This is a genomic window from Pseudomonas sp. NUPR-002, from assembly GCF_056322725.1.
Map to the genome: position 1 here is coordinate 5,963,030 of NZ_CM150476.1, position 14,114 is coordinate 5,977,143.

Here is a 14,114-nt window from a genome sequence, read left to right on the forward strand (position 1 = left end):
ACCGGGAACCGCGAAACAAGTTCCCTGAAACATGAAAATAGTCAATAGCAGCAAAAAGACACTATCGCGGTGCGAGCTCGCTCAAATGACGGGCGACCGCAATCCAAGCACCGATATACCCTAACAGTACCGCTCCAAGCAAGAGCGACAGACCATCGGCAGGTGGTACCCCGGCCAAGGCGAAATTACTGCCATACAGCCCGGAAAGCCCGATAACCGCGTCATTCAGCCAGTTCAGGCCAAATGCCAGTACGCCCCAGGCCAACACCCCAGCACCCAGACCATACAAGGCGCCCATGTACAGGAAAGGCCGACGCACATAGCTGTCGGTGCCGCCTACCAGCTTGATGACTTCGATCTCGGTACGGCGGTTCTCGATGTGCAGGCGAATTGTGTTACCAATTACCAAAAGCAGCGCCGAAACCAGCAAGACCGTCAGTCCGAAAACAAATCGGTCGCCCAGCTTGAGAATCGCCGCCAGGCGCTCGACCCATACCAGGTCCAGTTGCGCCACATCCACCTTGGGCAACTCGGCAAGACGCTGACGCAAGGCCTCCAGGGCCGGCTTGTCGACTTCCGCCGGGGTCACGATGACCACGCCGGGCAACGGGTTTTCCGGCAGTTCGCGCAGGGCATCGCCCAACCCGGACTGCTGTTGGAACTCTTCCAGCGCCTGCTCGCGGCTGACGTACTCCGCTTCCGCTACGCCCGGCAAGCCTTTGATCTGCTCGCGCAATGCCTCGCCATCACGGCTATTGGCATCGAGCTTGAGGTACAGGGAGATCTGCGCCGCACGCTGCCATGAACCACCCAGGCGCTCGACATTGCTCAGCAACAGCGAAAGCCCCATCGGCAGGCTCAGTGCCACCGCCATGACCAGGCAGGTGAAAAAGCTGCCGATCGGCTGCTTGGCGAGGCGCCGCAAGCTGTCGAGCAAACTGGAGCGGTGGCTTTCCAGCCAGGCATGGAACAGGGTGCGGAAATCCGGACCATCGTCGTCATGGCTGCTGCGTTTGTTTTTTTCAGGTGCCGGATCGGCGGCCTTGGGGGCTACCCGCTCGGAAACCTTGGGACTGCGTGTTGCACTCATTGCCCGGCCTCCCCGTCGCCGATCAAGCGGCCGCGCTGCAGGGTCAGCATGCGATGGCGCATGCGCGCGATCAGTGCCAGGTCGTGACTGGCGATCAGTACGCTGGTGCCCAGGCGGTTGATGTCTTCAAATACCCCCATGATCTCCGCCGCCAGGCGTGGATCGAGGTTACCGGTGGGTTCGTCCGCCAGCAGCAGGGCCGGGCGGTGAACGATGGCGCGGGCAATACCGACGCGCTGTTGCTGGCCGGTAGAGAGGTCGCCGGGAAACAGTTCGGCCTTGTCTGACAGCGCCACGCGCTCAAGCGCCGAATCGACGCGCTTGGCCACTTCAGCCTTGGACAAGCCAAGGATCTGCAGGGGCAACGCGACGTTGTTGAATACGGTGCGATCAAACAGCAGCTGATGGTTCTGGAACACTACGCCGATTTGCCGACGCAGGAACGGAATCTGCGCATTGCTGATCTGCCCCAGGTCTTGCCCGGCCAGCAGCAGCTTGCCACTGGTCGGCCGTTCCATTGCCAGCAGCAAGCGCAGCAAGGTGCTCTTGCCTGCGCCCGAATGACCGGTAACGAACAGAAATTCGCCCCGACGCACCCGAAAACTCAACTCATGCAGGCCTACGTGGCCATTGGGGTAGCGCTTGGCGACCTGTTCGAATCGAATCATGGATGCTCCCGCTCGGCAAACAGTGCTTTCACGAAGGGTTCGGCTTCGAAGGTGCGCAGATCGTCGATACCCTCGCCCACGCCAATATAGCGGATCGGCAGGCCGAACTGCTTGGCCAGGGCGAAGATCACCCCACCCTTGGCCGTGCCATCGAGCTTGGTCAGGGCCAGGCCGGTCAGCTCAACGCTCTGGTTGAAGTGCTTGGCCTGGTTGATGGCGTTCTGCCCAGTACCGGCGTCCAGCACCAGCAGCACTTCGTGCGGCGCGTCGGCGTCGAGCTTGCCGATCACCCGGCGAACTTTCTTCAACTCTTCCATCAGGTTGTCTTTGGTGTGCAGACGACCGGCGGTATCGGCGATCAGTACATCGATGCCCCGTGCTTTGGCGGCCTGAACGGCGTCAAAGATCACCGAAGCGGAGTCGGCACCGGTGTGCTGGGCAATCACCGGAATCTGGTTGCGCTCACCCCAGACTTGCAGTTGCTCAACCGCTGCGGCGCGGAAGGTGTCACCGGCCGCCAGCATGACTTTCTTGCCTTCAAGCTGGAGCTTCTTCGCCAGTTTGCCGATGGTGGTGGTTTTACCGGCGCCGTTAACGCCAACCACAAGAATCACGAATGGCTTGTTCTGCGCTTGAATGCGCAATGGCTGCTCAACCGGCTTGAGCAGGTCGGCCAGCTCACCTTGCAGCGATTTGTACAGGGCATCACTGTCGGCCAGCTGCTTGCGCGCCACCTTCTGGGTCAGGCTCTGGACGATCACCGAAGTGGCCTCGACGCCTACGTCGGCCGTCAGCAGACGGGTTTCGATTTCATCAAGCAGGTCGTCGTCGATGGCCTTCTTGCCCAGGAACAGGCTGGCCATGCCCTCGCCGATGCTGGCACTGGTCTTCGACAAGCCTTGTTTGAGGCGGGCGAAGAAACCACCTTTGCTCTCTTCAACGGGCGCCTTGGCGACTGCTTCGACAGGTGCTGGCACGGCAGCAACCGGCTCAACAGCGGCTACAGGCGCTACAGGCGCTACAGGCGCTACAGGCGCTACAGGCTCGGGGGTAATGGTTGCAACTGCAACGGGTTCCGGCTCGACGGCAACGGGTGCTGGCTCAACAACTACCGGCGCAGGGACATGAACAGGCTCAGGGACAACCTGAACCTCCACTACCGGCGCCGGACGCTCCGGAATCGGTGGCGGCGTGTGTGGTGTCAGGTCGGCCACCAGCGCTACCGGCTCTTCAGGAACCGGCAACACCAGCCCGCCCGTCGGCGCTTGTGGCGCTTCGACCGGCGCAACCTGCACAGGCTCGGGCGCGGCAACCGGCGTCACAGCAGTTTCTACCGGGGCAATGGCCGCCGGCGCTGCTTCGCTCAGCGCTACGGGCTGCTCCGGCTCAACCGGTGCAGGGGTTTGTGGCTGCTCGGCAACAGGTTGCTGGGGCTTTTTGCGCAGCCAGCTGAACAGGCCTTTCTTTTCACCAGCCGCGGCCGGCGTCTTTTTGTCGTCGTTGGAACCAAACATGGAAGACGGCTATCTCAGGGTAGCGATACGCCACTGCGGCGCATCGAAAAATTCTTTTCACGCAGAACAGACTACTTTTATTCCGGCTTGTTCATGCGCAACATTTTGTCTTGGGGCCTGCGGGTCAGATCCACGACAGGCATGGTCGTCGAGCAACCGGATCAGTATCCTAGCACCTCCTAGCCCGCTGACGCTAAGACCACGCGGGCAGTCCTACAGGTTAAACAACGTATGAATGCTCTAGCCCGCCGCGCCGCTGGCCTGTTGCTCAGCACAGTTTGTCTGCCACTGGCCGCCTTTGCCGCCCCTGCGCAGCCCACCCACGAGTTCATTCTCGACAACGGCCTGAAAGTGGTCGTGCGTGAAGACCACCGGGCGCCAGTGGTGGTTTCGCAGATCTGGTACAAGGTCGGTTCGACCTACGAATCCCCCGGCCAGACCGGCCTGTCCCATGCCCTGGAACACATGATGTTCAAGGGCAGCGAAAAGCTTGGCCCCGGCGAAGCCTCGCGCATCCTGCGTGACATGGGCGCCGAAGAGAACGCCTTTACCAGCGACGACTACACCGCGTATTACCAGGTGCTGGCCCGCGACCGCCTGCCGGTAGCCCTGGAGCTGGAAGCTGACCGCATGGCCAGCCTGCGCCTGCCCGCCGACGAATTCAGCCGCGAAATCGAGGTGATCAAAGAGGAGCGCCGCCTGCGCACCGACGATCAGCCCAACGCCAAGGCCTTCGAACTGTTCAGCGCCATGGCCTTTCCGGCCAGCAGCTACCGCACGCCGACCATTGGCTGGATGGCGGACCTGAACCGCATGAAGGTTGAAGAGCTGCGCCATTGGTACGAATCCTGGTACACGCCGAACAACGCCACCCTGGTGGTGGTCGGTGACGTCACCGTCGATGAAGTCAAAGGCCTGGCCCAGCGCTTCTTCGGCACTATCCCGAAACGCCCGATTCCACCGGCCAAGTTGCCGCTGGAACTGGCCGAGCCGGGCTATCGCGAAACCACCCTGCATGTGCAAACGCAACTGCCTAGCTTGATTTACGGCTTCAACGTGCCTGGCCTGGCCACCGCCAAAGACCCTCGCACCGTGCACGCCCTGCGCCTGATCTCGGCGCTGCTCGATGGCGGCTACAGTGCGCGCTTGCCTAGCCGCCTTGAGCGCGGTGAAGAACTGGTGTCCGGCGCCTCGTCCAGTTACAACCCGTTCACCCGCGGTGACAGCCTGTTCGTGATCTCGGCAATGCCGAACCAGCAGAAGCAAAAGACCCTGGCAGACGTCGAAACTGGCATCTGGAAGCTGCTCGACGAACTCAAGACCACGCCGCCTTCGGCTGAAGAGCTTGAGCGCGTGCGCGCTCAAGTAATCGCCGGGCTGGTCTACGACCGTGACTCCATCAGCAGCCAGGCCACGGCCATCGGCATGCTGGAGACTGTCGGCCTGTCGTGGAAGCTGATCGACAGCGAACTTGATGAACTCAAAAGCGTGACCCCCGCCGACATCCAGAACGCCGCGCGCACCTATTTCACCCGCGAACGCCTGAGCGTTGCCCATGTACTGCCTGAGGAGAACGCTCATGAGTGAACGCAGCGCACCCCGCTACACCCTGATCGGCCTTGGCATCTTGTTGCTGGTGGCCGTGCTGGCGTTTTTCCTGGCCAAGCCCGCCCAATCGGACAACGCCGCGCAACCCGCTGCCAGCACTGCCGCCAAACCAACCAACAAACTGCAATCGCTGGCAGAACTGGACGGCAAGGCCCCTAGCCGCCGTCAACTGAACATCCAGACCTGGAACACCGCTGAAGGCGCCAAGGTACTGTTTGTCGAAGCTCGCGAACTGCCGATGTTCGACCTGCGCCTGACATTCGCCGCCGGCAGCAGCCAGGACGGTGATGCACCCGGCCTGGCCACCCTGACCAACGCCATGCTCAACGAAGGCGTGGCCGGCAAGGATGTCACCGCGATTGCCGAAGGCTTCGAAGGCCTGGGCGCCGATTTTGGCAACGGTGCCTACCGCGACATGGCCGTGGCAACCCTGCGCAGCCTGAGCGCGACCGACAAGCGTGAGCCGGCACTCAAGCTGTTCGCCGAAGTCGTCGGTCAGCCAACCTTCCCGCAGGATGCCCTTGCACGCATCAAAAACCAGATGCAAACCGGCTTTGAGTATCAGAAGCAGAACCCGGGCAAGCTGGCCAGCATTGCGTTGTTCGAGAAACTGTACGGCACTCACCCTTATGCCCACCCCAGCGATGGCGATGCCAAAAGCATCCCGCCCATCACTCTGGAGCAATTGCGTAGCTTCCATGCCAAGGCCTATGCCGCCGGCAACGCCGTCATCGCCCTGGTGGGTGACCTGAGCCGCAGCGAAGCCGAGGCCATTGCTGCCCAGGTGTCAGCCGCCCTGCCCAAAGGCCCGGCGCTGGCCAAACTGCCTGAGCCGAGCGAACCAAAACCAGGCGCAACCCATATCGACTTCCCGTCCAAGCAGACGCATCTGATGCTGGCGCAGCTGGGTATCGACCGCAACGATCCGGACTATGCAGCGCTGTCGCTGGGTAACCAGATCCTCGGCGGCGGTGCCTTCGGCACGCGCTTGATGAGTGAAGTGCGCGAGAAACGCGGCCTGACCTATGGTGTCTACTCGGTGTTCAGCCCGATGCAGGTGCGCGGCCCGTTCATGATCAACCTGCAGACCCGTGCCGAACTCAGTGAAGGCACGCTCAAACTGGTCCAGGACATCCTCGCTGACTACCTCAAGACCGGGCCTACTCAGCAGGAACTCGACGAAGCCAAGCGCGAGCTGGCGGGCAGCTTCCCGCTGTCCAACGCCAGTAATGCGAGCATCGTTGGCCAACTGGGTGCCATCGGCTTCTACAACCTGCCGTTGACCTGGATGGAAGACTACATGCAGCAGTCCCAGGCGCTGACCACCGAACAGATCAAGGTGGCCCTGAACAAGCACCTTGCGGCTGACAAAATGGTTATCGTTACCGCAGGCCCTAGCGTGCCGCAGCAACCGCTGCCGCCGCCCACTGACAAACCTGCCGAGCAACCGCTTGGCGTACCGGAGCATTAATGGCCAGTCCATCTGCAAAATCGGCCAAGCCACATCAAGGCCAAGGCCAGCTACGCATCATTGCCGGCGAATGGCGCAGCCGTCGCCTGAGCTTCCCTGACGCCCCCGGCCTGCGCCCCACGCCAGACCGGGTACGTGAAACCCTGTTCAACTGGCTGGCACCGCATATCGAAGGCGCCAAGGTCCTCGATGCCTTTGCCGGCAGCGGCGCGTTGTACCTGGAGGCGTTGTCGCGCGGTGCATCCGAGGCCGTGGCACTGGACAGCAACCCGGCGGCCATTGCCAGCTTGCGGCAGAACCTGGAAATTCTGCGCTGCCCGCGCGGTCAGCTGATCCAGAGCGATGCCCAACGCTACCTGCAAGGTGAGCCGAAGCTGGCCTTCGACCTGGTATTTCTCGACCCGCCGTTCCACCAGGATCTGCTGCCCACCACCTGTGCCTTGCTCGAAGAGCGCCAGTGGCTGGCAGCCAATGCCTGGATCTACACCGAAAGTGAAACCCCGCCTTCAACCCTGCAGTTGCCTGGCAACTGGCGCCTGCATCGGGAAAAAAAGGCTGGCCAGGTGTACTACGCACTCTGGCAACGCGGCTGACACAGCCATCGGCCCGGCATCTGCCGGGCCGTCAACCTGTGTGGTAACTATCTAACCCCCTTCGCCCCTGCTCTTGCCTGATCGTGCTGCTGGTCACCCACCAGAAGGAGCACCCTCATGCAACGACGCTCTGCGCCAATCTATGGCTTGATCGGCCTGCTCGGCTTATTGATGCTCGCTGCGCAAGCCATGGCCGACACCCCCAATCGCCACGAATTCACACTGGACAACGGCTTAGAGGTAATCGTAGTTCGAGACCAACGCGCCCCGGTTGTAACCACCCAACTACTGGTCAAGGTGGGCTCAAGCCACGAATACCCCGGCCAATCCGGGTTATCCCATGCATTGGAACACCTGCTGTTTCGTGGCAGCGCAAAAACCGCGCCCGGTGAGTTCTCGAAAATCATCGAGCGCCTGGGCGGCACTGACAACGCGCTGACCAACCGCGACTTCACCCTCTACCACCAGACCCTGCCCAGTGACCGCCTGGCCGTCGCCCTGGAATTAAGTGCCGATCTGTTGAAAAACGCCCACCTCTCAAGCGCCGAATTCGCGCGTGAGATCGAGGCGGTGAAAGCAGAGCGCCGCGAGAATGTCGACAGCTACCCAAGGGCAAGGCTCGCTGAGCAGTTGTACGCCATCGGTTTTCAGAGCAGTAGCTACCACACGCCGGTAATCGGCTGGATGGACGACCTGGAGCGCATGACCAACGAGGAACTCAAAAGCTGGTATCGACAGTGGTATGCCCCCAACAACGCCATTTTGATCGTCGTCGGCGATGTGCAGCCTCACGAGGTGCAACTGCAAACGGAACGCTACTTTGCAGGTTTCGCCCGACAAAACCTTCCCAGCATCAAATCACCGGTACAAGCCAGCGCAGCGGGGCCGCGGCACGTAACGGTGTACGACGCGTTCAATACCCCCATGCTATTCATGTCGTTCAATGTGCCCAGCTACGCAACGGCCAAAGACTCGCTCGATGTCGATGCCCTGCGGCTGATCCAGGCCATGCTGGGTGCTGGACGCAGTGCACGGCTGCGCACACAACTGGTACAGGAGCAAAACCTGCTTTCCAATCCGCACGTCAGCTACGCCCCGCTAGTCAGAGGCGATACGTTGTTCAACCTTTCGGCGTCGGTCAATCCGACCCAGGTCAAGCCGTTAGCAGAACTGCAGCAGGCCATTCGCGCCCAACTTGAAATCCTCAAAAGCACCCCTCCCAGCCCGGCAGAGCTGGCCAGAGCCCGCGCCCTGTTGTTGGCCGAGCGGGTTTTCAGTCAAGACCAGCTGGAAGGCCAGGCCGCTGAAATCGCAGCGACCCGTGGCAGCGGGCTACCCGCCTCGCTGCTGGATAACGATGCAATCAATCTGGCACGCGTGACACCTGAACACATCCAGCAAACCGCACGTACCTACCTCACCCCGGAGCGCCAGGTAATGGCCTATTTGCAGGCCAAGGAGGCCGAAGATGAGTAAGTTCAAGCAAAGCCTGTCGTTTGCCCTGCTGTTGGCTTTTCACGGTGCCGCAACCGCGCAACTGGAATCCCTGAAGACGCCTCCTCAAGCGCTCTCTGAGCTGCAGCTACCGATTGAGTCATGGCAAACACCGCAAGGTAGCAAAGTACTGTTTGTACGCAGCAACCAGTTACCCATGTTCGATCTACAGGTTGTGTTTGACGCCGGTGGTGCCCGGGATGATGGTGCTGACGGCCTTGCGCAGCTCACCATGGGCATGCTGGATGAAGGCACCAGCAAACGTGATGCGGCACAAATCGCCGAAGGGTTCGACGCAATCGGCGCAAAACTCAGCAAGACGGTAAGAACCAGCAGGGCCGAAGTCAGCTTGCGCAGCCTGAGCTCGGCGTCGCATCGAGAACAAGCCGTTAACTTGTTGGCAGAAATGCTGGGGGAGCCGCTGTTCGACGAAGCAAAACTGGAAAAAACCAAGAATCAATTGATCAGCTTGTCGGCACGACGACAGGATTCTCCCCACGTCAAAGCCTACGACCAGTTGCTTGAGCATGCCTTTGCCAACCACCCGTACGTGACCAATAGCTATGGCAGCGCAACGACAATCAATGCAGTGACTGCAGCAGACCTTCGCGACTTTCACCTTCGCGCCTTCAGCGCAGGTAATGCCTTGATCACCCTGGTCGGCGATCTCACCAGCAAACAAGCCCATGACATCGCGCTGCAGCTATCCAAGGCGCTACCTGTAGGGCCGACACTACCGCCACTTCCGATACCCGCCGTATTTGAGCCCGAGATTTACCACCTGGAACATCCAGGGTCTCAATCTTTCTTGTTGTTTGCCATTCCAGGGGTAAGCGTCAAACACCCGGACGCCCCGGCGCTGGCATTAGCCAACCTGATACTCGGTGGCCCCGGAGCAAACTCCCGACTCGTCGAAGTGCTACGCACCCAACGTGGGCTGACCTACGGCGCTGACTCACAATTGATTCAACTGGCTGAAAACGGCCTGTGGACCTTTAGCACTCAGGTCCAGGCGAAATATCAGGATGCTGCGATGAGCCTCCTGGAAAGTGTGCTGCAGGAATACGCCGATAACGGGCCGAGCGAGCAACAGTTTGCTGACGCGAAACAGCAGCTACGCGGCAGCTACCTGCTCGAATCGGTGAGTAACCAACAGATCAGTCAGGTATTGGCCCACATTGGTTTCAATCGACTGCCGCAAGACAGCCGGCAGACGTTCATCGAACAAATCCAGGCACTGACCCTGGTTGAGCTGAAAGTCGCCTTGAAAAGTCACCTGAAGCTCGACAATCTGGTGCAGATCAGCGTCGGCCCGACGGTCGATCAACTTGAATTGCCCAATGTCCAGCCGACCAGCGGCTAATCCATTTCGGCATGTTTCAGTGACCGGACATACACTTGTCTAAAAGAAATTTGCGAGCAAAAACGATGTCTGCCACCGCCCCCAGCCCCTTCAAACCCGCCGTGGGGCTGGGCAATCCACACCTGCAAACGCTGTGGGGGCCGCTGTGGCGCAAATCCACTGCTCTGACCCGCCAACGTGAGCGCTTGTGGCTGGCCGATGGTGACTTCCTTGACCTCGACTGGCATGGTCCGCACGAGGCCAGCACCCCGTTAGTGCTGGTATTGCACGGCCTGACGGGGTCCTCCAACTCGCCCTACGTCATTGGTATGCAGCAGGCGCTTGCCAATCGCGGTTGGGCCAGTGTGGCGCTGAATTGGCGCGGCTGCTCGGGCGAACCCAACCTGCTGCCACGCAGCTACCACTCCGGTGCCAGTGAAGACCTCGCCGAAGCCATCGGCCACCTGCGTGCGCAACGGCCACTGGCACCGCTGTATGCCGTTGGCTACTCGTTGGGCGGCAATGTGCTGCTCAAGCACCTGGGCGAGGCAGGCTCGACCAGCCAGCTACAGGCGGCGGTGGCGGTTTCGGTACCTTTTCGCCTGGATCAGTGTGCTGATCGCATTGGCCTGGGGTTTTCCCGCGTGTACCAGGCGCACTTCATGCGCGCCATGCTTGCCTATGTGAAAGACAAACAACGTCACTTTCAGCATCACGGCCAACACGAATGCCTCGCGGCGCTGGAGCGCCTGGGGCCACTGGAAAACCTTCGAACCTTTTGGGACTTCGATGGCCGCGTGACCGCGCCGCTCAATGGGTTCAAAGATGCCAACGACTACTACCGCCGGGCATCGAGCCGCTACTTTCTCGGCGAGAACCGGACACCCACGCTGATCATTCACGCCAATGATGACCCGTTCGTGTTCAGCCACAGTTTGCCAGCGGCCAATGAACTGGCCCCGCAGACCACCTTTGAGCTGCACTCACGCGGCGGGCATGTCGGTTTTGTTGACGGCAGCGTGCGGGCCCCGGGCTATTACCTGGAGCGGCGGATTCCGCAGTGGCTAGGAGAGCGGTAGGAGCGGGCTTGCCCCGCGATGCGATGTAGCTGACAGATTGCTGTCGCGGGGCAAGCCCGCTCCCACACCGGATGATCTCCCACCGCAATGGAATCAATCGCCTGTTGCAACCTGACGCTGCGGATCGGTAATCCACTCACTCCACGACCCGGCATACAGCTTGCCCAGCGGATAGCCCGCCAACGACAAGGCAAACAGGTTATGGCACGCCGTCACCCCCGAACCGCAATACGCCACCAGTTGCTCCGCTGAACGCTTGCCGAGCTTTTCAGCAAAACGCTTTTTAAGCTGGGCTGCCGGGAGAAACCGGCCATCGGCGCCGAGGTTGTCGGTAAACGCCGCGCACTGCGCCCCGGGAATATGCCCGGCCACCGGGTCGATGGGTTCCACTTCTCCGCGAAAACGCGGCAAGCCACGGGCATCGATCAACGTCAGGTCGGGCTGGCTCAGGCGCTCACCCAGCTGTTTGGCGTCCAGCACCAGATTGGCATCAGGCTCGCCACTGAACGTACCTTCACGCTTGGCCGGAGCATCCAGGCTCAATGGCAGGCCTGCCGCGTGCCAGGCCTTCAGGCCACCATCGAGAATCGACACACCGCTGCGCTTGCCGAGCCACGCCAGCAACCACCAGGCGCGCGCCGCAAAGGCTCCCGGACCGTCGTCATACAGGACGATTTCACTGTCGTTATCGATGCCCCAGGCGCGCAGCCGCTCGATCAGACGCTGTGGGTCCGGCAACGGATGACGCCCGGTCACGCCCTTGATGATCGGGCCACTGAGGTCGCGTTCCAGGTCGGCAAAATGCGCTCCTTCAATATGCCCCTCGGCGTAACTGCGCTGGCCATAATCGATGTCTTCCAGAGCAAAACGGCAATCGAGTATCACCAGCGCCGGCGCCTGCAGGCGTTCGGCCAATTGCTGGGCGGTGATCAGTTGCGCGAGGGGCATGACAGTCTCCTGAACGATTGAATAAAGAGGGCCTGAAGCCTTATTGCTCCAATGCCTGGTTAAGCGATACGTAGAATTCTTCGCACAAGGCATCCACTGCCGGGCGCGCACTGGCCGTGACAAAGCCAAGCTCCAGCACCAGCACCTGATAAATCCCGCGTTTGACCGCGTCTTCGCTCAAGTGGGCGGAGTTTTCCCGGGTGGTACACAGAAAACGCACCCAGGAGGTGAGCACGATCCAGGCATTGAGGGTCAGCGATTCGATCTGCACCGCATCCATCTGCACGATGCCGGCTTCGACGAAGCCGCGGTAGATGGCCTGGCCCTGAATCAGGCAGCGCTGGGAAAAGCGCCGGTAGCGCGCGGCAAGCTCCTTGTCGCTGTCGAGCAAGTGTTCGAGGTCGCGGTGCAGAAAACGGTAATCCCACATCGCCGCCAACAGCTCTTTGAGGTAATAGCGCTTGTCTTCGACGGTCGACAGACGCCCCTGCGGCGGGCGCAGGAAGCTTTCCACTTGTTCTTCATACTGGGTGAAGAGCACCGCAATGATTTCTTGCTTGTTGGCGAAGTGGTAGTACAGGTTGCCCGGGGAAATCTCCATATGGGCTGCAATGTGATTAGTACTGACACTGCGCTCGCCTTGTTGGTTGAACAGCTCCAGGCTGTTCTGCACGATGCGGTCGCGGGTCTTGATACGCGGGGCCATGGCCAGCTCCAAATGCCGAGCTTTTTGTGAATAGGTCCATCTTACGGTTTATCCGGATCGGGATGTACCTGCCTATCATCAAAAAGGGGTCGCACAAGGCGATCTTTAGAGTATAAGCTCTATAAAAACGTCTTGCCGTGGAGTTGCGCATGTCCGCCGATGCTGCTGGTCTTTTGCCGTCGATCGCCTTTGATGAACTCACCGCCCAGTTCGATGCCCAGCGACAGGCGTTTGCGGGCAACCCGATGCCGCCGTTGGCTCAACGTCGGCAATGGCTCAAAAGCCTGCGGCAGATGCTGCTCAGCCATCAAGACGCATTGATTGCCGCTATTCATGAGGACTTCAGTGGGCGTAGCGCCGACGAAACCCGCCTGGCGGAACTGATGCCGAGCGTCCAGGGCTTGCTGCATGCCGAACGCCACCTCAAGCAGTGGATGAAGGCCTCACCACGCAAAGTCGGCCTGGCTTTTCAGCCGGCCAGCGCCAAGGTGGTGTATCAGCCGCTCGGTGTGGTGGGGATCATCGTGCCGTGGAACTACCCACTGTTCCTCGCCATCGGCCCGCTAACCGGCGCTCTGGCTGCTGGCAACCGGGTCATGCTCAAACTCAGCGAAGCGACGCCCGCCACCGGTGAGCTGCTCAAGCAGTTGCTGGCGTCAGTGTTCCCCGAAGACCTGATCAGCGTGGTGCTGGGTGAGGCGGATGTGGGTGAAGCCTTCTCGCGCCTGCCCTTCGATCACCTGCTGTTCACGGGCGCTACCAGCGTTGGCCGGCATGTGATGCTCGCCGCCGCGCAGAACCTGACACCGGTAACCCTGGAGCTGGGCGGCAAATCGCCCGCCATCGTTTCCTCCAGCGTGCCGCTGGCCGACGCTGCCGAGCGCATAGCCTTCGGCAAAAATATCAATGCCGGGCAAACCTGCGTGGCGCCTGACTACGTGCTGGTTCCCCGGGAGCGAATGGATGACTTTGCCAGCGCCTACCGCAATGTGGTGCAGCGCTTCTACCCGAACGTAGCGAACAACCCCGATTACAGCGCGATCATCAACCCGCGCCACCTGGCACGCCTGGAAGGCTACTTGAACGATGCCAGCGAAAAAGGCGCGAAAATCGTCAATTTGTACCCACAAGAGGCGCGACAAGGCAGACGCCTGCCTCCGCACCTGCTGCTACAGGTCAACGACCAGATGCGCGTAATGCAGGATGAAATCTTCGGGCCGCTGCTGCCACTGGTGCCCTACGACACCCTTGACCAGGCGCTTGCCTACATCAATCAGCGCCCTCGCCCCTTGGCCCTGTATTACTTCGGCTACGACCGGGCCGAGCAACAGAAAGTCCTTGAACAGACCCACTCCGGTGGCGTCTGCCTCAACGACACCTTGCTGCATGTCGCCCAGGACGACCTGCCGTTTGGCGGAGTCGGTCCGTCTGGCATGGGCCACTACCACGGTTATGAGGGTTTCCTGACCTTCAGCAAGGCCAAGGCGGTGTTTGCCAAGCAACGCTTCAACGCAGCACGCCTGATCTACCCGCCGTATGGCAAACCTTTGATCAAGTGGGTGTACAAACTCTTCATTCGCTAATCACGACTACCAGGCATA

12 protein-coding genes are annotated in these 14,114 nt (G+C 60.7%); 7 read left to right on the forward strand and 5 right to left on the reverse strand.

All coding sequences use genetic code 11. From position 1 onward, the window contains the following. Nucleotides 1-61: 61 nt before the first annotated feature. Genes ftsX through ftsY form a run of 3 tightly spaced genes read right to left on the reverse strand, consistent with a single transcriptional unit; the run spans nucleotide 62 to nucleotide 3,272 of the window. Nucleotides 62-1,090: a permease-like cell division protein FtsX gene (gene ftsX, locus ACVWSC_RS27455; RefSeq protein WP_442110564.1), complete on the reverse strand. Its 1,029-nt coding sequence runs from the start codon at nucleotides 1,088-1,090 to the stop codon at nucleotides 62-64. Next, nucleotides 1,087-1,758 carry a cell division ATP-binding protein FtsE gene (ftsE, locus tag ACVWSC_RS27460; protein WP_038615591.1) on the reverse strand — a complete coding sequence of 224 codons (672 nt, stop codon included), beginning with the start codon at nucleotides 1,756-1,758 and terminating at the stop codon, nucleotides 1,087-1,089. Before ftsE ends, ftsX begins: the two co-directional genes overlap by 4 nt. Then, complete coding sequence (gene ftsY, locus ACVWSC_RS27465; protein WP_476461717.1) at nucleotides 1,755-3,272, reverse strand: signal recognition particle-docking protein FtsY; 1,518 nt, start codon at nucleotides 3,270-3,272, stop codon at nucleotides 1,755-1,757. Before ftsY ends, ftsE begins: the two co-directional genes overlap by 4 nt. 231 nt (nucleotides 3,273-3,503) lie before the next feature. Here ftsY and ACVWSC_RS27470 point away from each other — a divergent pair, with 231 nt between their 5' ends. From ACVWSC_RS27470 to ACVWSC_RS27495, 6 genes are all read left to right on the forward strand, one after another. Further along, a complete protein-coding gene (locus tag ACVWSC_RS27470; protein WP_442110568.1) occupies nucleotides 3,504-4,859 on the forward strand; it encodes a M16 family metallopeptidase in 1,356 nt (451 codons plus the stop codon). Then, on the forward strand, nucleotides 4,852-6,351 hold the full coding sequence (locus tag ACVWSC_RS27475) for a M16 family metallopeptidase (protein ID WP_442110570.1): 1,500 nt from the start codon (nucleotides 4,852-4,854) through the stop codon (nucleotides 6,349-6,351). The genes ACVWSC_RS27470 and ACVWSC_RS27475 overlap by 8 nt, the downstream gene beginning before the upstream one ends. Beyond that, on the forward strand, nucleotides 6,351-6,944 hold the full coding sequence (gene rsmD / locus ACVWSC_RS27480) for a 16S rRNA (guanine(966)-N(2))-methyltransferase RsmD (RefSeq protein ID WP_442110571.1): 594 nt from the start codon (nucleotides 6,351-6,353) through the stop codon (nucleotides 6,942-6,944). Before ACVWSC_RS27475 ends, rsmD begins: the two co-directional genes overlap by 1 nt. Nucleotides 6,945-7,061: 117 nt before the next feature. After that, a complete protein-coding gene (locus ACVWSC_RS27485) occupies nucleotides 7,062-8,420 on the forward strand; it encodes a M16 family metallopeptidase (protein WP_442110573.1) in 1,359 nt (452 codons plus the stop codon). A 175-nt stretch (nucleotides 8,421-8,595) separates the two neighbouring features. Next, nucleotides 8,596-9,801 carry a M16 family metallopeptidase gene (locus ACVWSC_RS27490; RefSeq protein ID WP_442114387.1) on the forward strand — a complete coding sequence of 402 codons (1,206 nt, stop codon included), beginning with the start codon at nucleotides 8,596-8,598 and terminating at the stop codon, nucleotides 9,799-9,801. 65 nt (nucleotides 9,802-9,866) lie between these two features. Continuing rightward, nucleotides 9,867-10,859 carry a hydrolase gene (locus ACVWSC_RS27495; RefSeq protein WP_442110575.1) on the forward strand — a complete coding sequence of 331 codons (993 nt, stop codon included), beginning with the start codon at nucleotides 9,867-9,869 and terminating at the stop codon, nucleotides 10,857-10,859. Nucleotides 10,860-10,952: 93 nt separating this feature from the next. Here the strand turns inward: ACVWSC_RS27495 and ACVWSC_RS27500 are convergent, their stop codons facing one another. Continuing rightward, the gene (locus ACVWSC_RS27500) at nucleotides 10,953-11,807 is read right to left on the reverse strand and encodes a sulfurtransferase (protein ID WP_442110577.1); all 855 of its coding nucleotides are present in this window, start codon (nucleotides 11,805-11,807) and stop codon (nucleotides 10,953-10,955) included. 40 nt (nucleotides 11,808-11,847) lie between these two features. Next, nucleotides 11,848-12,513 (reverse strand): TetR/AcrR family transcriptional regulator, encoded by a 666-nt coding sequence (locus ACVWSC_RS27505; RefSeq protein WP_133214039.1) that lies wholly within the window; start codon nucleotides 12,511-12,513, stop codon nucleotides 11,848-11,850. A 149-nt stretch (nucleotides 12,514-12,662) separates the two neighbouring features. On the opposite strand from ACVWSC_RS27505, the gene ACVWSC_RS27510 reads away from it, so the two are divergent. Further along, nucleotides 12,663-14,096, forward strand: coding sequence for a coniferyl aldehyde dehydrogenase (locus ACVWSC_RS27510; protein ID WP_442110579.1), 1,434 nt, complete (start codon nucleotides 12,663-12,665; stop codon nucleotides 14,094-14,096). The last annotated feature ends 18 nt before the right edge of the window (nucleotides 14,097-14,114 follow it).